At 38.3% G+C, this 22197-nt stretch carries 23 protein-coding genes; 16 read left to right on the top strand and 7 right to left on the bottom strand.

The window, feature by feature from the left end; all coding sequences use genetic code 11:
• Positions 1-28: 28 nt before the first annotated feature.
• Positions 29-469 carry a BrxA/BrxB family bacilliredoxin gene (locus tag PI85_RS09090; RefSeq protein ID WP_008179942.1) on the top strand — a complete coding sequence of 147 codons (441 nt, stop codon included), beginning with the start codon at positions 29-31 and terminating at the stop codon, positions 467-469.
• 188 nt (positions 470-657) lie between these two features.
• Positions 658-1635: an aromatic acid exporter family protein gene (locus tag PI85_RS09085; RefSeq protein WP_036126910.1), complete on the top strand. Its 978-nt coding sequence runs from the start codon at positions 658-660 to the stop codon at positions 1633-1635.
• Positions 1636-1656: 21 nt separating this feature from the next.
• Here PI85_RS09085 and prli42 read toward each other — a convergent pair whose 3' ends face one another.
• Entirely contained in the window at positions 1657-1752 is a 96-nt protein-coding gene (prli42, locus tag PI85_RS24225) for a stressosome-associated protein Prli42 (protein WP_150907189.1), read from the bottom strand.
• A 125-nt stretch (positions 1753-1877) separates the two neighbouring features.
• On the opposite strand from prli42, the gene mce reads away from it, so the two are divergent.
• From mce to PI85_RS09060, 5 genes are all read left to right on the top strand, one after another.
• Positions 1878-2291: a methylmalonyl-CoA epimerase gene (gene mce / locus PI85_RS09080; RefSeq protein ID WP_012295035.1), complete on the top strand. Its 414-nt coding sequence runs from the start codon at positions 1878-1880 to the stop codon at positions 2289-2291.
• 5 nt (positions 2292-2296) lie between these two features.
• Entirely contained in the window at positions 2297-3844 is a 1548-nt protein-coding gene (locus PI85_RS09075) for an acyl-CoA carboxylase subunit beta (protein WP_025116102.1), read from the top strand.
• A 128-nt stretch (positions 3845-3972) separates the two neighbouring features.
• On the top strand, positions 3973-4926 hold the full coding sequence (locus tag PI85_RS09070; RefSeq protein ID WP_036126909.1) for a hypothetical protein: 954 nt from the start codon (positions 3973-3975) through the stop codon (positions 4924-4926).
• A 136-nt stretch (positions 4927-5062) separates the two neighbouring features.
• A complete protein-coding gene (locus PI85_RS09065; protein ID WP_036126907.1) occupies positions 5063-6178 on the top strand; it encodes a M20/M25/M40 family metallo-hydrolase in 1116 nt (371 codons plus the stop codon).
• Between the two features lie 26 nt (positions 6179-6204).
• A complete protein-coding gene (locus tag PI85_RS09060) occupies positions 6205-6693 on the top strand; it encodes a chemotaxis protein CheW (protein WP_008181662.1) in 489 nt (162 codons plus the stop codon).
• Between the two features lie 120 nt (positions 6694-6813).
• Here PI85_RS09060 and nspC read toward each other — a convergent pair whose 3' ends face one another.
• From nspC to PI85_RS09045, 3 genes are all read right to left on the bottom strand, one after another.
• Complete coding sequence (gene nspC, locus PI85_RS09055) at positions 6814-7953, bottom strand: carboxynorspermidine decarboxylase (protein ID WP_025116106.1); 1140 nt, start codon at positions 7951-7953, stop codon at positions 6814-6816.
• The gene (locus PI85_RS09050) at positions 7950-9179 is read right to left on the bottom strand and encodes a saccharopine dehydrogenase family protein (protein ID WP_036126904.1); all 1230 of its coding nucleotides are present in this window, start codon (positions 9177-9179) and stop codon (positions 7950-7952) included. The genes nspC and PI85_RS09050 overlap by 4 nt, the downstream gene beginning before the upstream one ends.
• Positions 9180-9406: 227 nt before the next feature.
• Positions 9407-9613 (bottom strand): hypothetical protein, encoded by a 207-nt coding sequence (locus PI85_RS09045; protein WP_036126902.1) that lies wholly within the window; start codon positions 9611-9613, stop codon positions 9407-9409.
• A gap of 205 nt (positions 9614-9818) precedes the next feature.
• Between PI85_RS09045 and PI85_RS09040 the strand changes: the two genes are divergently transcribed.
• From PI85_RS09040 to PI85_RS09030, 3 genes are all read left to right on the top strand, one after another.
• The gene (locus tag PI85_RS09040; RefSeq protein ID WP_036126900.1) at positions 9819-11534 is read left to right on the top strand and encodes a methyl-accepting chemotaxis protein; all 1716 of its coding nucleotides are present in this window, start codon (positions 9819-9821) and stop codon (positions 11532-11534) included.
• A gap of 87 nt (positions 11535-11621) precedes the next feature.
• Positions 11622-12365 carry a hypothetical protein gene (locus tag PI85_RS09035; protein WP_036126899.1) on the top strand — a complete coding sequence of 248 codons (744 nt, stop codon included), beginning with the start codon at positions 11622-11624 and terminating at the stop codon, positions 12363-12365.
• 117 nt (positions 12366-12482) lie between these two features.
• The gene (locus PI85_RS09030; protein ID WP_036126898.1) at positions 12483-13115 is read left to right on the top strand and encodes a LysE family translocator; all 633 of its coding nucleotides are present in this window, start codon (positions 12483-12485) and stop codon (positions 13113-13115) included.
• Between the two features lie 29 nt (positions 13116-13144).
• Here the strand turns inward: PI85_RS09030 and PI85_RS09025 are convergent, their stop codons facing one another.
• Together PI85_RS09025 and PI85_RS09020 are read right to left on the bottom strand one after the other, a co-directional pair.
• Positions 13145-14197, bottom strand: a complete 1053-nt coding sequence (locus PI85_RS09025; RefSeq protein WP_036126896.1) for a Cj0069 family protein — start codon at positions 14195-14197, stop codon at positions 13145-13147.
• 165 nt (positions 14198-14362) lie between these two features.
• Complete coding sequence (locus PI85_RS09020) at positions 14363-15280, bottom strand: DMT family transporter (protein ID WP_036126894.1); 918 nt, start codon at positions 15278-15280, stop codon at positions 14363-14365.
• 107 nt (positions 15281-15387) lie between these two features.
• Between PI85_RS09020 and PI85_RS09015 the strand changes: the two genes are divergently transcribed.
• Together PI85_RS09015 and PI85_RS09010 are read left to right on the top strand one after the other, a co-directional pair.
• On the top strand, positions 15388-16281 hold the full coding sequence (locus PI85_RS09015; RefSeq protein WP_036126891.1) for an AraC family transcriptional regulator: 894 nt from the start codon (positions 15388-15390) through the stop codon (positions 16279-16281).
• 108 nt (positions 16282-16389) lie between these two features.
• Positions 16390-17430, top strand: a complete 1041-nt coding sequence (locus PI85_RS09010) for a hypothetical protein (RefSeq protein WP_036126890.1) — start codon at positions 16390-16392, stop codon at positions 17428-17430.
• A gap of 43 nt (positions 17431-17473) precedes the next feature.
• On the opposite strand, the gene PI85_RS09005 is transcribed toward PI85_RS09010, so the two are convergent.
• The gene (locus PI85_RS09005) at positions 17474-17938 is read right to left on the bottom strand and encodes a hypothetical protein (protein WP_036126889.1); all 465 of its coding nucleotides are present in this window, start codon (positions 17936-17938) and stop codon (positions 17474-17476) included.
• A gap of 272 nt (positions 17939-18210) precedes the next feature.
• On the opposite strand from PI85_RS09005, the gene bioD reads away from it, so the two are divergent.
• Genes bioD through bioB form a run of 4 tightly spaced genes read left to right on the top strand, consistent with a single transcriptional unit; the run spans position 18211 to position 21850 of the window.
• On the top strand, positions 18211-18915 hold the full coding sequence (bioD, locus tag PI85_RS09000; protein ID WP_036126887.1) for a dethiobiotin synthase: 705 nt from the start codon (positions 18211-18213) through the stop codon (positions 18913-18915).
• On the top strand, positions 18896-20272 hold the full coding sequence (gene bioA, locus PI85_RS08995; RefSeq protein ID WP_036126885.1) for an adenosylmethionine--8-amino-7-oxononanoate transaminase: 1377 nt from the start codon (positions 18896-18898) through the stop codon (positions 20270-20272). Before bioD ends, bioA begins: the two co-directional genes overlap by 20 nt.
• Positions 20265-20858 (top strand): biotin transporter BioY, encoded by a 594-nt coding sequence (locus PI85_RS08990; RefSeq protein WP_036126882.1) that lies wholly within the window; start codon positions 20265-20267, stop codon positions 20856-20858. The genes bioA and PI85_RS08990 overlap by 8 nt, the downstream gene beginning before the upstream one ends.
• A complete protein-coding gene (bioB, locus tag PI85_RS08985; protein ID WP_036126880.1) occupies positions 20855-21850 on the top strand; it encodes a biotin synthase BioB in 996 nt (331 codons plus the stop codon). The genes PI85_RS08990 and bioB overlap by 4 nt, the downstream gene beginning before the upstream one ends.
• Positions 21851-22197 lie beyond the last annotated feature (347 nt).

Below are 22197 nucleotides of genomic sequence, written 5' to 3'. Positions count from 1 at the left end.
GACGCGATTTGAAAGGAGCTATCGCTATATGAATATGGATTACGATTTATTTATGCAGGAAATTTTAAAAACAGCTCGTGCTGAAATTGAAACGGCTGGCTACGAACAGCTAAAAACACCGGAGGCTGTTGAGGAGGCGTTTGCTCGTCCAGGTACAACATTAGTTATGGTGAACTCAGTGTGTGGTTGTGCGGGTGGTATTGCTCGTCCAGCAGCAGCGCAATGTGTACATTACGATAAACGCCCAGATCACTTAGTAACTGTATTTGCAGGACAAGATAAAGAAGCGACTGCAGCGGCTCGTTATCTTTTTGGGGAAGATCACCTACCATCCTCACCATCATTTATTCTATTAAAAGATGGACAAGTTGTCGCTGAAGTGGGTCGCTATGAAATTGAAGGGCATGACCCGATGTCAGTTGTGACAAACTTACAAGCAAACTTTGAAGAATATTGTGACGAGCTGTAAGTCAAATTTTGCATAAGAGCAATCCTTTATAACTAAGTAGAAAAGCCTCATAGAAAGTTGATCTATGCAGGCTTCCTACTTAATTATCATGTATAGATAGTTCAGCATTACCATTAAAATTTTTGTAATATTGGCTAAATAATTAGCGATATTCACTGAAGAGTACTAAAAGATAGGAGGCAGTCGGCCTGAAGAAGTTTTCAATCGGCTATCGAACTTTAAAAACAGCAATTGGTGCAGCACTTGCGATTGCCATTGCTCAATATTTTAATTTAGCCTCGTATGCCTCTGCTGGTATTCTAACGATATTATGTGTTCAGCCAACGAAGAAAAAATCCATCCATGCAGCCTATACACGATTAGTTGCTAGTATAGTGGCCATGTTTTTTGCCTTTGTAAGCTTTGAACTTTTTTCCTACCAGCCACTAACACTAGCAGGTATGCTATTGCTTTTTATCCCAACGATTGTGTCCTTGAGAGTTGCAGACGGATTTATTTCTAGTGTCGTCATTATTATGCATATTTACGCCGCTAAAAGTTTTTCGATGGAGCTTGTTTATAATGAATTAGCGTTGATGGCTATCGGCTATGGAACCGGTATAGCCATCAATATGTATATGCCAGATATTCAAAAGGAATTAAATTACTACAGAGTTAAAATTGAGGAGCTATATAGCAAAATATTTTTAGAAATTGCTAGCTATTTACGACAAGGGGATACGTTATGGGATGGGCATGAGATCATTGAAGCTATTCGAACATTAAATGATGCAAAGTCCTTGGCATTTAAAGATGTTGAAAACCATTTTACGAGACGTAAAAATGATTACTATATGTATTTCGATATGCGAGAAAAACAGCTAGAAATTATCGAAAGAGTATTACCAAAAATTACAACTTTACCTGTTATAGTACAAGAGGCTGAAATTGTGGCAGATTTTTTACAAGACCTCGGGGGACATATTCATTCTGGAAATACAGCGAGTCATTATCGGGAAAAGCTAGAGCAGGTGAAACATGATTTCTCTCAGCTACCATTGCCGCAAAATCATGAGCAATTTATCGCTCAAGCCGCACTCTATCAGTTTATCGAGGAAATGGACAGGTATTTAGAAATAAAGCAGTCATTTAAGGGTTTAAAGGTAAAAAAAGAGCGCCCACAGTAGTGTGGACGCTATGGCCTTGCCTTAAACTAGCATTGATAAACCGAATGCTAGAGATGAGATTAGCATGATTGCGACCATAGTATAAACAACGATTTTTTGAAACTTTTTATTACTCATATGCTCGTTCGCTCCTTCTTTTCTTATAAATAGTTTATCAAATCTGAAAAATTTCTCAAGTAGTAGAGTTTTGACAAAAAAGTCTGTAAAATAGAGTATGTACCATAACAGAAGGAGATGTCACCATGGAGAAAGTAGACCATATTGGGATTGCGGTGCGCGATCTTGATGAACGCATTACATATTATACAGAAACTTTAGGTTTAAAGTTATTGAAAGTGGAAGAAGTAGATTCACAACAAGTTCGTGTTGCCTTTATCGACGCAGGCAACGTGAAATTGGAGCTATTAGAACCAATGAGTGAAAAAAGTGCCATTCATGGATTTATTGAAAAACGTGGAGAAGGTATTCACCATATTGCTTTTGGTGTGACAGGAATTCGTGAGCGTATGGTAGAGCTTCGTGAAAAAGGTGTACGTCTTTTATCGGAAGAGCCAGGACCTGGTGCTGGAGGTGCAGAGGTTGCGTTCATGCATCCTAAATCTTCGTTCGGGGTGTTATATGAATTATGTGATAAAAGTGGAAAAGGGGATAAGTGATTAATATGGATATGTTCGACAAAATCAATGACTTGTATGATCGTAAGACGGTAATTGAACTTGGTGGTGGCTATGAGCGCATCGAAAAACAGCATGAAAAAGGGAAATTAACAGCTCGTGAACGTATTGATTTGTTACTAGATGAAGGCACATTTTTTGAAATCAACCCATTTATTACTCACCGTACAGTAGACTTCGGAATGGAAAAAATGGAAGGTCCTGGTGATGGTGTTGTAACTGGTTTCGGTAAAATTAACGGACGTCCAGTATACTTATTCTCTCAAGACTTTACAGTGTTTGGTGGCGCACTAGGTGAAATGCATGCGAAAAAAATGGCAACAGTTATGGACCTCGCTGCGAAAAATGGCACGCCATTTATTGGTATTAACGATTCAGGTGGCGCACGTATCCAAGAGGGTGTTCTTTCACTAGATGGCTATGGTCATATTTTCTACCGAAATGCGATTTACTCGGGCGTTATTCCGCAAATCTCCGTAATTATGGGGCCATGTGCTGGAGGAGCTGTATATTCTCCTGCAATCACAGACTTTATCTTAATGGTCGATAAAACATCTCAAATGTTTATAACAGGACCTAAAGTGATCGAAACTGTAACAGGTGAAAAAATCTCTGCTGAAGATTTAGGTGGTTCGAAAGTAAATAATGCAGTAAGTGGTAATGCTCATTTCCGTGCACCATCTGAAGAAGAGGCAATTCAAGAAATTAAAAAACTGTTAAGCTATCTACCCCAAAATAATAAAGAAAAAGCACCTCGTCAAGATCGACCAGAGGGGGATGACTACCGTCCAGAAATCGTAGATACTGTACCGATTGAAACAACACGTCCTTATGATGTACGTAAAGTCGTTGAACAAGTAGTGGATGAAGGTTCATTCATGGAAGTTCATGCAGAATTTGCGAAAAACGTTGTAGTTGGCTTTGCACGTATTGCTGGTGAGTCAGTTGGTCTTGTTTGTAACCAACCAAAAGTACTTGCTGGAGGATTGGATATAGACTCTTCTGATAAAGCAGCTCGTTTTATCCGTACTTGCGATGCTTACAATATTCCAATCATTACATTTGAAGACGTATCTGGTTTCTTCCCAGGTGTTAAACAAGAACATGGTGGCATCATTCGTCATGGCGCGAAAATTCTTTATGCTTACTCCGAAGCAACTGTACCAAAAATTACAGTGATTTTACGTAAAGCTTATGGAGGCGCTTACGTTGCCCTAAACTCTAAATCAATTGGTGCAGACCTTGTATTTGCTTGGCCAAACGCTGAGATTGCAGTTATGGGAGCTGCCGGAGCAGCAAACATCATTTTTGCCCGTGAAATTGCAAAATCAGATGATCCAGAAGCAACACGTGCGGCAAAAATTGAAGAATATAAAGAGAAATTTGCTAATCCATATGTTGCTGCATCTCGTGGAATGGTAGACGATGTTATTGATCCAAGAGATACACGCATTAAACTGATTCAAGGACTTGATATGCTATCTAATAAACAGGAAACGCGTCCTGAGAAAAAACATGGTAATATTCCATTATAAAAAGTCCAAGCCTAGTAGCTATACAGTTACTAGGCGTTTTATTTCTAAAAATTAGTATGTGATATTATCAATGAAAATTGAAACATTTTTCCTTGTCATCCGTACTGATATATAAGGAGTTGATATGAATGGAATGGAAGCAATTACAAAAAGAGCAGGAAAAGATTCATACACAACTAAGAAAAGCGGCAAGGCTAAACGAGCAAGGACTGTTAATTGACAAGCAGATTGAGCATACCCAACAGGAAATAAACAAACATTTTAGTACACTCAATCAAATTCGGTCCAAACTACATAAATTAGAGGGTTTTTCATTTATGAATATGATTCGTACTTGGACGGGGCAACAAGATGAATTACGGGCTGAAAAAATTGATAAAGCAGCCGTGCTTGAATTAAAAATTAAAGAAGCGAAGAAAATGCAGACGGATTTAAGCAAAGATAAAGTTCAAATAACTCAGAAATTAGCTCAAATCAATACGATAGCCTTACAAGATGAGCTTCGAGAAATTCACGCAAAACAGAAGGGCTATTTACAAATCCATAATCCTGCACAGGCAGAGAGATTGGAGCATTTAGCTCAGGAAAAAATTCACACAAAGCAACTCATTGCTGAAATTCAAGAAGCAGAAGGAGCAGGGGAGGTAGCTCTGACAAAGTTGGGGCAAGCAGCTGCGTCACTTCATTCGGCCAACGAATATTCGACTTGGGATACTTTCTTTGGTGGTGGAGTAATCGCTACACACTTAAAGCATGGTGCACTTGATCAATCAGAAAATTACATACATAGTGCACAAATTGCGTTGCAACGTTTTCACAATGAGCTATTAGATGTTCATGAGATGTCTACAAAGACACTACAAGTCGAAACAGATGGTTTTGTTAAATTTGCGGACTATTTCTTCGATGATCTTTTTTCAGCTTGGTCGGTCCATTCCAAAATTTCAACCGCAAGAGAACAGGTTTCACGTGTCCAAGATGATGTACATAATACAATTTGGCGCTTACAGGATAAACATAGTAAAGCAGCGAACTATTTACAAACAATCGAACAAGAACAAGGAGCCATTTTCAATTCGTAAGTTGAGTCTGAGATTCATTTCTCAGACTTTTTATATGGGGAGTATTGTTGAATGATTTCAACTCTTCTGACGTTGTGCTAAAATAATACTTATACTATAACGTGGAAAATCACGTAAACTAAGGGAGTTTTACAACATGACAAGTCGTTTAGTGGAAGAGTTTTTTGAGCTCGTTCAAATTGATTCAGAAACAAAATATGAACAAGAAATCGCACCAATTTTAGTCGATAAGTTATCAGCACTTGGATTTACAGTAATCCAAGATGACGCCCATACACGTAACGGACATGGTGCAGGCAATATTATTGCTACATTAAAAGGCACATTAGATGTAGAACCGATCTATTTTACTTCTCATATGGATACAGTTGTTCCTGGTAAAGGCATAAAGCCATCATTACGTGAAGACGGTTATATTGTATCGGATGGCACAACAATTTTAGGTGCGGACGATAAGGCTGGACTTGCGGCACTACTAGAAATGGTAAAACGCTTAAAAGAGCAAAATATTGCTCACGGAGATATTGAGTTTATTATTACTGCTGGTGAAGAAAGCGGTCTTGTTGGTGCCAAAGAATTGGATCCATCTATTATTAAAGCAAAATATGGCTTTGCTGTGGATAGTGATGGCAAAGTTGGAGGTATTGTGACAGCAGCACCGTTCCAAGCGAAAATTTTTGCGAAGATTATCGGTAAAACTGCGCATGCTGGTGTTGCGCCTGAAAAAGGAATTTCAGCTATTACAGTTGCATCAAAATGTATTGCACAGATGAAGCTAGGTCGATTAGATGAAGAAACAACAGCCAATATTGGTCGCTTTGAGGGTGGACAGGCGACAAATATTGTTTGCGACGAAGTTACTATTCTAGCTGAAGCGCGTTCGATTGATAAAACAAAATTAGATGCTCAAACAAAGCATATGCAAGAGACATTTGAACAAGTAGCTGCTTCATTAGGGGCACGAGCTGAAGTTGAAGTGAAGCTTATGTATCCAGGTTTCCGTGTAACCGAATCAGACAAAGTCGTTCAAGTGGCAATGGCAGCGGCACGCCAAATTGATCGTACCCCTACATTAGGTATTTCAGGTGGTGGGTCCGATGCAAATGTGATTGCAGGCTTTGGTATCCCAACAGTTAATTTATCAGTTGGGTATGAGGATATTCATACGACAAATGAAAAAATACCCGTTGAAGAATTAGAAAAATTAGCAGATTTACTAGTTGAGATCGTCAAAGAATCTGCGAAAAAATAATAGTCGAATTTGAAGGGTGTGACCATATGGAAAGTGTAAAAGCAGTAGTTTTTGCTTGTGGTACAGAGGAATATGCAGTGCCTGTAGAGCAAGCGATTTCAATTGAAAAATTAGAGCAGGTAACACCTATTCCTCATTTACCTAACTATCTTTTAGGTTTTACAAGAATTCGTGGGGAGCTTGTGCCTGTCCTAGATTTTGAACGAATATTATATAATCGCTCTTCCAATACAGCAACTGCTCGAGTAATTGTATTGAATACAGATGTTGTTAACTATGGGTTACTTGTTACGGAAGCTCGTGAAATTCTTGATTTAGATGAGTCTATACTTCAACAGCTAGGACTTGTGAATTATAGTAAAACTCGCTATTTTACAGCTGTGGCTAATCTTGAAAACCGAATGATTACGTATGTTGACCCAAAAATACTCGTCAATTCATTAGAGGGTATTCGTGAAATTATCAATTATTTACACAAAATGCTTGAAAATGAAAAAGAAAACGTAGAGGCTTAGGCTTCTACGTTTTTCTTATGTTCAAATTGGTGGGACAAGGCGATGTATGAACAGATCCCAAGACTATACAGCTATAAAAAGAAGCCCTTCCTGCAAAAATGGAAGGGCTTTGTCGCGTTCTTAAGAAAGACGACCACTGTAGTCTTCAAATTTAAATTCACGAATAATTTTAATACCTTCTTCATCATTATAAGAAACGATAGAAGGCAGGTTAACACCGTTAAACATATGGTTTTTTACCATTGAATAATGGGCCATATCCGTAAATACAAGACGATCTCCTGGTTTTAAGGGCTGTTCAAATGAATAATCACCAATAACATCACCAGCAAGACATGTTAGTCCACCTAAGCGATATGTGTGGGCAAATTCATTGGCTTGACCTGAACCAATAATCATTGGACGGTAGGGCATTTCAAGTACATCAGGCATATGACATGTTGCCGATGTATCTAAAATAGCAAGATCCATCCCATTTTCTTGAATATCAAGCACAGTAGCTACTAAATAACCTGTATTAAGGGCTACTGCTTCACCTGGCTCTAAATACACAAGCAGGTTATATTTTTCTTGCACATAATTAATGATGTTCACAAGCTTCTCTACATCATAATCTTCACGTGTAATATGGTGACCACCACCGAAATTCAACCATTTCATTTGATGTAATACATCACCAAATTTTTCTTCCACTACTTCAATAATACGCTCTAGCGTATCCGAGTTTTGTTCACACATTGCATGGAAGTGTAAGCCATCAATGCCGTCAAGTTGGGATTTATCGAAGTTAGCCAAAGTCGTTCCAAGACGGGAATTCGTATAGCAAGGATCGTAAAGAGCTGTTTCAATTTCAGAGTACTCAGGATTCACACGAATACCACATTCAATTGTTTTACCAGTAGATTTTACTTTATCCTTGAACTGAGCCCATTGGTTAAATGAGTTAAATACGACGTGATCTACATAGCCTAGAAGCTCGTCCATTTCATGCTCAATATAAGCAGGTGCATAAACGTGTACTTCTTTGCCCATTTTTTCATAGCCAAGACGTGCCTCATGCAGGGAGCTGGCTGTAATGCCTGCTAAATATTCCCCTACTAGCGGGAATGTTGAATGCATAGAGAACCCTTTAAGGGCTAGTAAAATGCGGCAGCCTGTACGATCTTGAATTGATTTTAAAAGCTCAAGATTTTTTGTTAATAATCGCTCATCCACTACATAAGAAGGGGATGGAACTTTTGAAAAATCAATTGGTTTCATCGGCTTAATTCCTTTGTATCTAAATCAAGGTCTAGTAACTCTGGGTTATGGCTTTCTTGCCATGGTAGACCCCATTTATTTAATGCATCCATGAATGGATCTGGATTGAAATCTTCTACATTCCAAACACCTGGTTTACGCCATTCGCCGTTCATCACAAGCATTGCACCAATCATAGCAGGTACGCCAGTTGTGTAAGAAATTGCTTGTGAGCCCACTTCGTTATAGCATTCTTCGTGGTCACATACGTTGTACACATAATACGTTTTTTCTTTGCCATCTTTTAGACCGCGAATGATACAACCGATATTTGTTTTACCTTTTGTACGTGGTCCTAGAGAAGCTGGATCTGGTAATACCGCTGTCAGGAAGTGGATTGGTTGAATCATTTTACCTTCAAATTCGATCGGCTCGATTGATGTCATACCAACGTTTTCTAATACTTTTAAGTGTGTTAAGTATTTTTCAGAGAACGTCATCCAGAAGCGGATTTGTTTTAAACCCTTAATATTTTTTGCTAGTGATTCAAGCTCTTCATGGTATAGAAGGTAAATATCTTTTGGTCCAATTTCTGGTAAGTTATACACTTCTTTTTTCTCAAGTGGTGCCGTTTCAACCCACTCGCCTTCTTTCCAGTAACGACCATTCGCTGTTATTTCACGAATGTTAATTTCTGGGTTGAAGTTTGTTGCGAAATGATAACCATGATCTCCTGCGTTTGCATCCACGATATCGATATAGTGGATTTCATCAAATTCATGTTTTTGCGCATGAGCAGTGAAAACGCCTGTTACACCTGGGTCAAAACCGCTACCAAGTAATGCAGTTAAGCCAGCTTTTTCAAACTTCTCTTTATAAGCCCATTGCCATTTATATTCAAATTTTGCCGTTTCAGGTGGCTCGTAGTTTGCAGTATCCACATAGTGCACACCTGTCGCTAAGCAAGCATCCATAATCGTTAAGTCCTGATAAGGTAGGGCAACGTTAATCACTACATCTGGTCCGAAGGCTTTAATAAGCTCAATAACCTCTTCTGTATTATCTGCGTCTACCTGTGCAGTATGAATTTTTGTTTTTCCGCCGTCTAGTTTTTCTTTTAGAGCGTCACATTTTGAAACAGTTCTACTTGCGATACAAATTTCCTCAAATACGTCCGAATTTTGAACACACTTGTGTACCACAACACTGGCAACTCCGCCAGCTCCGATAATCAATGCTTTACCCAATTGTCTACCCCCAAGTTCATAAAAGTATTGTCAAACAAGCTGATTATACAGAAATTTGATATAGTACTCAATCATTGTTTTAAAATTTTCTACAAAAATTTTAATTTTTCTACATCAATTAGACGTAATCAGAAGAAAAAAGCATGGAATACATGAAAAAATCCCTTTTCTACAAGGGTAGCAAGGGACCTCATTGCTTGAAACATCAGAACATCATTTCACTCTTTTTATTTTAAAAATCGACTGGATATTTGTTGCTTTTCATCTCCCCATACATAGAAGAAAATCACAAGTAATGTACTTAAAAATCCCATCACTAGTGCATACGTACTGAGGGCTACATGTACTTGGCTTTGCACGGCATAAATGAATATGGCTCCTATTGTTAGCAAATTTCCAGTAATAAGCGATACAAAATGAAAACGTTTATTCATTGTAAGCCCCCCTTTGTAGATGAATGATAAATGCCTCAAAATAAAGTTAGTCCACTTCAATTATCGCATAATTCAGAACTTTTATCCAATACTTTTATTTTATAGGAAAAATTAAAGATGCTTTTTTAATACATCTTTTTATAGTATGATGAGAAAATAAAGGGAAAATTCATAGATTATTACAAGAAAGGGGAGAAGATGAATCGTGAAATTACGAAATTCATTAACTTTTCAACTTGGAACGATTATCGCTGGTATTTTAGTGGTCATGCTAGGGATTACATCGTTCGCTACTTACATAACTGCTTACAATAAACTTTATGATGCTGCTGGTGTGGAGGCATATGGATGTGCCAATATTACGACTGGTTTAATTGCTCCTGAACTAATGGACAAGGCCATGCGTGGCGATCAGGCAGCTCAGGATCGGATTGGGAATGACTTAAACTGGACAACCGGACACAAAGATATTTTTCAAACTCAATATATTCTGTCCCTTGATGGTACATTGTTAGCGCTGGACGACCATTTAGCCGAGAAAGGATTTGCCCCTGGGGATTCTTTCTATTTGGATCAAGAGGCGATTGATAGGTTGTTACAAGATAAGCATCCAACTTACTCTCAGCCCTATACGTATGCTGACATGGATCGCTTATCGGGTTATGCGCCCATTTTCAAAGATCACGATTCCAGTAAAGAAATCATTGCCATCAGCGTGATCGATTTTGACGCCAATATTGTCAAGGAGCGTACATGGGATGTTGTGCGAAGTGGGATATTAATTAGTATTTTCCCTATGCTGATTGCTTCAATTATTACAGGGTTTTTAATCCGACGAAAAGTGAAGCCAATTAGTGTTCTTATTCAACAGGCCAAAGAAATTGCGAATGGCAATTTAGCAGTAGCTGAAACAAAAATAAATAGCAAGGATGAGGTAGAGGATTTAGCGAAGACATTAAATCGTATGACCGCTAGCCTGCAAAGTATGATCATGACCATGCGTTCTACTTCTAATACACTTGCTAATAATGCTGATGAAACCGCTTGCACCTTAAACGATATGACAAATACCATTCAAGAGGTCGCTCATAATATCGAAGAGGTAACAAACACTGTGACGGCAGGCATGCATCATGCTGAAAATGCTACCGAAGTGCTTACCTCCTTAGCAGATGACTTGCAGGTAATCCAGTACAATGCTACGGATAGTGCTAATAATGCACGAGAAACAATGAAACTAGCAACAGAGGGAGAAAGGCTAGCCAAAGACATAAATAATGATATGGCATCGATTCAAAGTGGATCAGATGAAGTGAAGCATACTGTTGAAAACTTAGTTACGTCTGCTGCTAAAATACAGGCAATTACAACATCTATTGCTGGTATTGCATCACAAACGAATTTACTAGCACTGAATGCTTCTATCGAGGCAGCTAGAGCAGGAGAGCAAGGAAAAGGCTTTGCCATTGTTGCTGAGGAAGTGCGAAAGCTAGCAGAGCAGTCCAATGCAGAAGTATTACAAGTTGAACAGCTTATTCAGGATATGATGAAACATGTTCAGCAAGTAATGTCGTCAACGAATGATAATACGCAATATATTGAAAAAGGAACAGAAACTGTCGGTTTAACAGCACAATCGTTGGGGAATATTTCAAACGCTGTAGCGAAGACCGTTGAGGAAATTATAAGTATTTCTCATGCAGTGACTGTTGAAAATGAAAAGTCAGCTCGAATTGTCCAGATGATACAACAATTAACTGAATCCATTAGAGACATCGAAGGAGCCATGAATAGAATTACTTTAGCAGCCCAGCAAACAACAGCAAGTATTGATGAGGTTGCACAAGGTTCGAATGAAACGACCCATATGGCACATACACTAGAGCAACACGTAAAAGCATTTAAATTAAAAGAATTGTAGAAAAATTAGAATAAGTTAGCTTTTGCTTGCGTGTCTAAGATGGTACACTATCAATAAGATTTTTCTTTTGGTGAAGGTGAGGATTTAATGGTGGTAAAACAAATGGATGAGCAAGTACAGCAAATGAATGACTTATTTTTAAGTGGTCAAGTAAAAGAGAGTTATCAGCTAGCGAAGGAGATACTTGCCAACCAGACAAATTTAGAAGGTGAGACCCATCAGCTTATTCAGCAACATGTTGCATTACTCGAGGCAAATGGATATGCCAATATGCCCGAAACGACTGATGAAAAAGTCATGCAAAGTACAGAACGTACAGATGGTTCTTACCCAGAGAGAGATGTTCTTACAGCCTATATCGGTACTCAAGATGCTGAACAGTTTGGGAAGGTAATAGACGAATTATTAGCCGGACCCATTGAAGCACAGGCAAACGCGTATTACACGATGGCTGAATACTACGTTCTTACTAAAGAACAGGACAAAGCAATGATCCAATTTGCGGAGGCTATCAAATTACAGCCTAACAAGGGTCTCTATTGGGGTGCTTTTGCTCAATTTTTAAATCGTCATGAGGGGAGCCCTTATTTAGCACTTAGACTTATTGAGGAAGCCATACAGCTAGATGGTATGAATCCTCGCTGGCACTTTATTCAAGGGAATATTTTTTTACAGCTTGTAGCTGCTACGAAAAATTTAAGCTATTTACCTGCTTTAGAAGAGGCTTGGGAAAGAGCTAAAAAACGCTGTTCTACCAAGCAAATTACCTTGAAAATGGATCTCGTGAAGTCAAATGATATGTTAAGACAATGGAAAAAACAAATGCTATAAATCTAGAAATGAGATGTTTAAACTATTAATAATTATTTCCTTTTGAGTATATTTATGCTATTATGAATGTATAAACGGACGTATGAAGCTTATCGATGACATGAAAGAAGTGTTTTTTTGAGTTTATATGTAGCGTATGTATTAGTGGGACTTGCCATTGCTATGCCTGTAGGTGCAATTACAGTTGAAATGACAAAGCAAGGACTTAAAAATGGTTTTCTGCACGGCTGGGCTGTAGGGCTTGGTGGCATGACCATTGACATCGTATTAGTTTTTGCCTTGTATATGGGATTAGCCTCTATTTTGGCAATGCCTATGGTACAGCTTCCGATGTGGATCATTGGAGCGGGCTTTTTATTCTTGTTAGGGTATGACTCTATTAAGAATGCCGATCATGATATTACATTGGCAGGAGAAAAAGTAACCAAGTCCTTTTTTGCCTCTTATTTTAATGGATTATTGGTAGCGATTTCCCCTGGTAACCTTGTTTTTTGGGTCAATGTATTCGGCGTGGTTCTAGCTAAATCTTATGGACAAGGGGAGCAATCAAGCTTTTTAATTATTGCTGCAGGTGTTCTGAGTGGAATTTTACTCCACGATCTTGGTTTACTAACCATTGTCTCAGTTACGCGTAAAGCCATGAATCGTAAGATGATTAAAACATTTACGATGGTCGCAGGATTCTTGTTAATTGGCTTTGCTGGATATTTTATATATGAATTTATACAAGCAATTAAAATTTATATATGAAAAGTGCGATCACTCAGATCGCACTTTTTTTATGATGGTGAAATGACTGTTGTCTGCTCTTGGAGACAAGCCATAATTTCTTCTGCTACTTGATGTGCTAAGGTAAGCTCTGAAGTAAAGCCCACACAAGAACAATTCATTTCACCTAATATATAGCAATCTGCTCCAGCTTCATCCGTATCTAACATAAAATCAGCTGTCCAAATTAGTGGTAAGTCATAACCCCCTAATAGGCTCGTTACTTGAGGGAGTTGCGATAGAAAGTTTTCGACCAGCTCTTGCCAATCTTCTGGTGAATCATAGCGATATTGTGCACCTGAGAATAATGTTGCGCTAAAGGCATCCTCGGTATTAGCAGGTGTTTTATGTACCACGTGAACGGGGTGATTGCGCAACATCAATAAGCGAACTTCACCTTCTGTAATACGTGGAAGAAATCGCATATCGATCAACATACCATTCGGTCCAGTAATATAGGGCTCACAGAATGTCATAAAGTCTCCAAGCGACCAATATTCAACATGATTATCTTTCGCTTCCGTACATTTAATTTGTGCATCTAGTGGAACTTCAGTCATTCCTTCGGCTAGAGGTTCTACTAATTTTACACGCCAAATACCTTCACCTGTAGAACCACGATTTTGCTTCAGAACACGTTCTGTTAATGCTAGTGAAGTAGGAAATTGAGCTTTAAATGCCTCAATCGTATAATAGGCGAACGTATCATCAGGTACTAAATTAGTAGCAATCAGCTTGGATAATACATCTTTAGAGCCGTAGCTAATCATCGCATCGGGATGTGGCATGCCCATTACGCCTACTTGGCAAAGTTCTCGGAGCATCCCAAAATATTCTTCTTCATGTTGTAAATTGCCAGGGTTTATACGTGATACATAGGCAGCACCATGTTCCTTCACGTAGTCAAAAATTTGCTGTTTTTTTGCATTATCAAAAAATAGCACCTCTGCATCTTGTCCACGTTGCTTTAAAGCTTCCACCATCGGCATTGTATCTGGGCGATAGCCATCTGGTCCTTTATCTGTGCCACCCTCAACCTCGAAAAAAATAACTTTTTTATTCATCCATAATACCTCCTTTTTTGTTTGTCATTTATTTTCAGTATAGTAGACAAACAAGGAGAAAAGATATATGAAATATGTAAATTTTATGTATAAATTCATATAAACTAATATTTAATATAGGAGGTATTAACTACTTGAAATCAGAAAAATCAGATATTTGGTTATTTAAGCCTGTTTCTTCTGAAACACTGTAAGATATAGAATCATTAGAAGAATAAGCAAAGTGCCAATAAATTGATAAACGCCAAAGCTTATTTTTAACCACCATACACTTGTGATGACGGCCATTAATGGTTCTAAACTACCTAACAAGCTTGACTCCTTTGGGGATAAATAATGCAAGCTAGCAATATAAAACCAAAAAGCTAGCATGGTACCGAATATAATAATAAAAAGAAAATAGGCAATCGTAGAAAATGTCCAGTCTGATACATCAATAGCCCATGGTGGATGGAAAAAACTCATAACGATTCCTCCAATGATCATGGACCAACCCACAACAAGTAAGGAATGAAATTGCTGGAGAAGTGGAACTGCATATAGTGTATAAAAGGCAACTGAAAGTCCTGATACTACACCCCAGAAGACCGCCATAAAAGGAACTGATAGTGTAGAAAAGGACCCATTTGTTAATAATAAAAAAGTTCCCACAAGCGTAAGTGTAACAGCAATACTATCCTGTTTTGTCAGCGGGCTTTGCTTAGATAAGAAGTAATACGCCATAATGAACAACGGTGCTAAATATTGTAGAAGCGTGGCTACTGCTGAATTTCCAATAGAAATAGACATCATATACGTATATTGGACAGCAAGCATGCCGAGTAAACTAAATAGAAGTTGTCTCATTGCATTTTGTTTTGTCCGCCACATTACGAATATTGACCCATGTCGATGGGTTATTTTATATATTCCTATGAGTAATAGACCAGACAAAAGTAGACGACTAGAAACTAGCCATTCTACAGCTATTTGCTCCTGCTGAAACAGTCTTTGGGCTACGGTTCCACCGATTCCCCAAAAACTTGCCCCGAGGATAACTAGTAAAAAACCGAGGGTACGATTTTTTGGGATGATTTGATTCATAGATGAACATCTCCTAAACTATCAATATAAAGTGATTATAAGCGATCCATAAACCAATAAATATCGTGTTAACACGTTAAAAATATCAATATATTGAGGTGATGAGAATGCCTTTAACACATATAAAAATTGCGAAAGATTTACAAGAGCTAACATTGCATGGATCGAAAGAATTTCCAGTTGCCTTGTATGAAACAACAATGAGCATGGATAGTATGGATTTTCTACCGCTCCATTGGCATAAAGAAATTCAATTTGTATATCTCAAAAGTGGACGTGCTAAGTATCGGATAGGAGCGGATATTTTAGTTTTAGAGGAGGGGGAAGGGCTATTCATCAATGCCTCGCAATTACATGAGGCAAAGCCCTTTCAAATGGAGCAGGCTATTGTTTACTGTATAAATGTAGATCCTATAATCATCGGTGGACATGAAGGCAGTATTTTTATAACTAATTATGTTCAACCTTATTTAACGAATCAGCGACTGCCATACGTCAAGCTTACAAAGGAGCTCTCGCAAAAGGTGGCATGTATGGCTGATATTTTGCGAGAGCAAGATGCCTTTTTTCAACTAAAAGTATGGAGAGAGCTGCTATACATTTGGGAATTGATGTTAACCCAATCCTTGCTAACTGAAGAGATTATGGACCCCTCGATCATTGTGCAACAAGAACGGGCTAAAGTGATGCTGAATTTTTTACATACCCACTATCAGCAAAAAATAACTTTAGAGGATTTAGCCAAGCATGTGTATGTAAGTAGGGCTGAGTGTAGTCGGTATTTTAAGAAAATAATTGGACTGACACCATTTACTTATTTATTACAATATCGACTGCGCAAAAGTATTGAATTATTGAAGGATGACGAGCAAACCGTCACGATGATAGCTGCCAATACAGGCTTTAGTACAGTTAGCTATTATATTGAGAAGTTTAAAGAATATACAGGCTATTCACCACATGTTTATCGCAAGAAATTCCTGCAAAATATTAAATTGTGAAAAAATCTTGAACGTAAATGGAAAAAATATGATTATCTATGCCTGTAATCTATACATGATTCACCATTTACAATAAAGTGAAATTAATAGTATGTAGGGGGCGTTAGAATGATGGTTTTAAGGAAAAAGCAGCATATATGGCTAGCCTTTTTATTCATCGTGTTAGTCAGCAATTATACGCTTTATAATACGGGGCTTGGTTCTTCCATCTTGCCAATTGAAACAAATGGAGTTGTCCTAGGTTCCCTTATTGATTTAATAGTCATCGTACCTGTATTATGGATGCTTTATAAAGGGAAGTTTTCATTAAAGCAAGCCATTTTATTAGGCGCAATTGGCTGTCTTGCCGCACGTTTTATCATTCCGATAGAGCATCTTCAGCCATTTGTCGCAGTCACGTGGGCAGGCTTAGCCATTGAAGGTATAATGATCGTATTAGAAATTTTTCTCATTGCTACCCTTGTACGCTATCTGCCAAGGGTTCTTGCCGATGTACGCGCCAGTTCATTACCGGATTTATTTTCATTTTCAAAAGCTGTGGAAAAACAAATACCGCAGCATCCTGTCATTCAAATGATTTGTTCCGATTTACTTGTCCTTTATTATGGATTTGCTAGCTGGAAGCGACAAGAACGACCCGGTTTCACTTTGCATAAAAATTCAAGCTATATCGCTTTTCAACTGATGATTATCCACGGTATTGTGATTGAAACGATTGGCATTCACTGGTGGCTACATGAGAAGTCCATGATCCTTTCCATTATTTTGCTCATTTTTAATGTGTATTCAGTGATCTTTTTTATAGCAGATATGCAGGCGGTTCGATTAAATCCTATCTACGTAACAGACGAAACAATATATATTTCACTAGGTTTAATGAAGCGTACAAAAATCGACTTTAATAAAATTGAAGAGATCGTAGAGGATAAGGTACAGTTAGAAGGAAAACTATCAAAGGATACGATAGATTTCGTTGCACGTGATTTTGGTGAAGCTTATCCGCACGTTATTTTAAAAATGAAAGAGCCAGTGGAAGTGACCTTTATGTTAGGCATTAAAAAAAGCTATCATCAAGTAGCGATTAAAGTTGATCAGTCACAAGAATTTAAACAAATGCTTCAACTAAAAATGTCAAAGCATTTTGCCTAAATATATAACCAACGTTTTGAATAAAAACGTTGGCTTTTTTTATTTAATCAAGGTCTGCGATTGCTTGTAAAATGTCATCGCGGATGGCTTCCCAAAATTGCAGTTGAACCGAGTCACAATACGTATAAAGCTCTTTATGCTGAATGTGATCGTATAGTGCGGCAATGTCTTCTTGATGGAAGGATAGTCGATGGTTTAGATTCGCTCGTTCTTCCTCCAAACAAAATAATTTATAGATATCAGCCAGTCGCTCTAGTTTGGCTAGTTTCTTTGTCATCGCCTCATATTGTTTTTGATGAAAACGTCCTACTGCAGAGGTCATCGAAATTTTTGCACGATGTTCCGCCTGAAGACTACGACACTCCTCCTGACGAATAGCTACACGATACCAAAATTCATAGCGAGTCGGTAATTCTCTTAGTTCATAGGTAAGCAATGATTTTAAAATTGTATGCACTTGTTCATATGTATCAATGCTTTTCTCTGCGTCTTTAAAAATCCCAAACATACAACCACCCCCATATAGTGTAATACTACACAGCTAGATAAAACTCCTTTCATTTAAGAAGTATCTCCTACTTTATTTTATGAAAAAACATATTCAGTTGGTGCATTCCTTGAAAGCCTTGAAAGGTCTAACTTTTCAAGAAGCTATGACAAGATTTTGCTATTTTTGTACAAGTTTCTGAGAAATTAAAGAATAGGCATTTACAAAAAGAAAATAAATGTGTTAACTTTTAAAGTGTCTTAGGTTAACTTAAAAAGAGGGGGAGGTTAACAATGCAACATTTTTGGGTTGTCGGTACTGATACAGATGTTGGTAAGACGATTGTCACCACATTGTTGATGTGTCAATTGCAAAGGCTGGGGATGAAAATTACACCTTTCAAGCCTGTGCAAACAGGAGAGGTATACGACAATTTGCATAGCTATTATGCTGATACGGCTATGTATGAGAAGTATTCCTTGCAAGCTTTAAATAAAGAACATATGAATGGCTATTCGTTTAAGGAAGCCGCATCGCCTCATTTTGCTGCTCAACTGGAGGGACAGCAAATTGATGTAGAAAATCTTTTACAGCGTATTCAATACTTACAAGAATCCTACGATGTCGTTATAGCTGAGGGAGCAGGTGGATTGTTTGTGCCATTAGATGTTCAACAAAGCATCACACTGCTTGATGTCATTGTTAGTAGCAAATTGCCAGTAGTGCTTGTTACTAGGACATCTCTTGGGACCATCAATCACACCTTGTTAACGATGGAGGCATTGCAATCACGCCAGATTGATGTTCTTGGCATTGTTTTTAATGGTGACACGGGCAGTATGATGGAACAGGATAATATAAAAACGATTTTACAATATCACCCTTTGCCCTATGCGGTTATTCCACGGCTTCAGGACATTTCACAGCTAGTGAATATCAACATTACACACACAACATTATTTGAAAGGCTTTATAGAAATGATACGAGAAATAACTGACTTACAAGCTAGAGATTTACAGCATATTTGGCATCCATGCTCGCAAATGAAAGATTATGAAGCATTTCCGCCCATCGTCATAAAAAAAGGACAAGGTGTGTGGCTTTATGATGAGCATGATAAGCGCTATTTGGACGCAGTTTCCTCATGGTGGGTAAATTTATTTGGACATGCCAATCCGCGGATCAGTCAAGCCTTAAGTCATCAAGCATTTACGTTGGAACATACGATTTTTGCTAATTTTACACATGAACCGGCTATTCAGTTAGCTGAAAAATTAGTCGCTTTAGCACCACCTGGTTTACATAAAGTGTTTCTTGCGGATAACGGCTCTTCTGCCGTTGAAGTGGCATTGAAGATGAGCTTTCAATACCATATGCAAACTGGAAAACAAACAAAGACTAGATTTCTAGCGTTTACAGATGCGTATCATGGTGAAACCGTTGGTGCTTTATCTGTAGGAGGGGTAGGACTGTACAATGAAGTATTTGAGCCACTTTTATTGGATACTGTACGTGCCCAGGGGCCAGATTGTTTCCGTTGCCCGTTTCAGAAAGTACCAGAAAGCTGTGACGCACCATGTAGTCAATTCGTAGAAGAACAGCTCAAAGTGCATCATGAGGAAATCGCGGCTGTTATTATAGAACCACTTATTCAGGCAGCAGCAGGGATGAAAATGTATCCACCTACTTATTTAAAACGGCTCCGAGCATTATGCTCACAATACGATGTTCATTTAATTGCTGATGAAATAGCTGTTGGATTCGGTCGTACAGGTACAATGTTTGCCTGTGAGCAGGCGAGTATCACACCTGATTTTATGTGTTTATCCAAAGGCATAACAGGCGGCTATTTACCATTATCCGCTGTCTTAACAAGTAATGAAGTGTATAACGCATTTTATGATGAATATGGGACAATGAAAGCATTTTTACATTCTCATAGCTATTCTGGTAATACATTGGCATGTCGTGTGGCGCTGGAAGTATTAACAATATTTGAAGAAGAGCAAACATTGGACATGATTCAGCGCAAGGGGCAACTAATGCGAGAGCTAGCAATGGCAGCATTTGATGATATGCCTTATGTGGGTGAATACCGACAAGTTGGTTTAGTGGGGGCTATAGAACTTGTTGCAGATCGTCAGACGAAGGAGCCATTTGCAAGTGAAGAACGAATTGGTTACCAAATTTATCAACAAGCATTAGTAAAAGGTCTACTCATACGACCTCTTGGCAATATTTTGTATTTTATGCCACCTTACATCATTTCAAATGAAGAAATGACGTTCATGATGAATACAACGAAAGAAACGCTTGAACAATTTTTCAAAGATAGGGGGGAGGAGGTTGATTAAACGTCATTCTACATTAGCATTAGTCATGATTGCCATGTTCGCTGCCTTAACGGCGATCGGGGCGTTTATTAAAATTCCATTACCGATTGTTCCGTTTACTTTACAGATTGTTTTCGTTTTTTTAGCAGGATGTTTACTAGGTAGTCGCAATGGGTTATATAGTCAGCTTGTTTATATCGGTGTTGGCTTAGTAGGGCTACCTGTTTTTACTCAGGGCGGAGGCATTACTTATGTAGTACAGCCCACATTTGGCTATCTTATTGGCTTTGCTCTTGCCGCGTATGTGATTGGAATGATCGTTGAGAGAATTGAAAGACCAAAGAAAAGGCATTTTATTGGGGCGACAATTTTAGGGCTTTTCATTGTTTATGCTATAGCTGTTCCATATTTATATATCGCTTTAAACTTCTGGTTAGATATGAAAACAAGCTGGTCACATGTTTTTGTTGTTGGATTTGTAAGCAGTATCATTGCTGATTTTGGCTTAGCTATTTCAGCCGGCTTATTAGCAGAGAAATTGTATAAAGTATTTCATTCAGCTAGAAGAGTAAGTATTTCTCAAGGGGAAGGGGAGACGATGATATGAATTTTTTACAGGTAGCACAGGAAGTAATTGATGGCAAAATCATTAGCAATGAGGAGGCACTTGCTATTTTAAATAGTAAGGATGATGAGCTATTACAACTGATGGATGGTGCCTTTGCTATTCGTCGGTATTATTATGGTAAAAAAGTAAAGCTGAATATGATTATGAATGCTAAAAGCGGCTACTGCCCAGAGGATTGTGGCTATTGTTCTCAATCCTCTAAATCAACAGCACCTATTGAAAAATATCCTTTTATTACGAAAGAGGAGATCTTGGCTGGTGCGAAACGAGCATTTGACAATAAGATTGGAACGTATTGTATTGTGGCAAGTGGTCGTGGGCCGACACGGAAGGACGTCAATGTCGTAAGCGAGGCAGTTACTGAAATTAAAGAAAAATATGGCTTGAAGGTTTGTGCCTGTCTTGGCTTGCTAAAAGAAGAACAGGCACAGCAATTAAAGGAGGCGGGGGTGGATCGCTACAACCATAATTTGAATACCTCTGAGCGTCACCATTCCTTCATTACGACTTCACATACGTATGAGGATCGTGTCAATACGGTAGAGATTGTTAAAAAACATGGTATATCCCCTTGCTCGGGCGCCATTATTGGGATGAAGGAAACTAGGGAGGATGTCGTCAATATTGCGCGTGCCCTCCATCAATTAGATGCAGATTCGATTCCTGTTAACTTTTTAAATGCGATTGACGGCACAAAACTGGAAGGGACAAGGGACTTAAATCCACGTTATTGTTTAAAGGTCTTGGCATTATTCCGTTACATCAATCCAACAAAGGAAATTCGAATTTCGGGTGGCCGTGAAATCAATCTCGGCTCTCTACAGCCACTGGGCCTTTATGCAGCGAATAGTATATTTGTGGGGGATTATTTAACCACTGCAGGCCAGGAAGCCAATAGTGATTATCGTATGTTGGAGGATTTAGGCTTTGAGATTGAGTTAACCCAAAAGCAAGAGGCAGCATTTTGTTAGGGCTTTAGAAATAAAATCTACTACTACAGAGAACCGTGCACTCGTACGGTTTTTTGCTTAAGATGGATACAGTTTTAATGATGATGGATCAATAGAAAGAAGCTATTGATAAAAGCCGAAATACAATCGATAGAGAGAGAAAAATGACAATAAACCTAACATCTCAAACCGGTTATATACCTAAAAAATAAAGAAATTCACAAATTGTTCAATGTAAGCGGTTTGAAATTGAACAGTTTGTGAAGACCTTCACATAAAGCTTTCTTTTTCAAAAATTCAGCGTAAAATAAGAATCAAGTAAGGAATTGTTGTAAAACAGTTAACGAGTAGTCTCACAAATTTTAGTG

This window comes from Lysinibacillus sp. A1, assembly GCF_000801965.1.
Lineage (GTDB): Bacteria > Bacillota > Bacilli > Bacillales_A > Planococcaceae > Lysinibacillus > Lysinibacillus fusiformis.
This window is presented reverse-complemented; position numbering and strand designations above follow the sequence as displayed.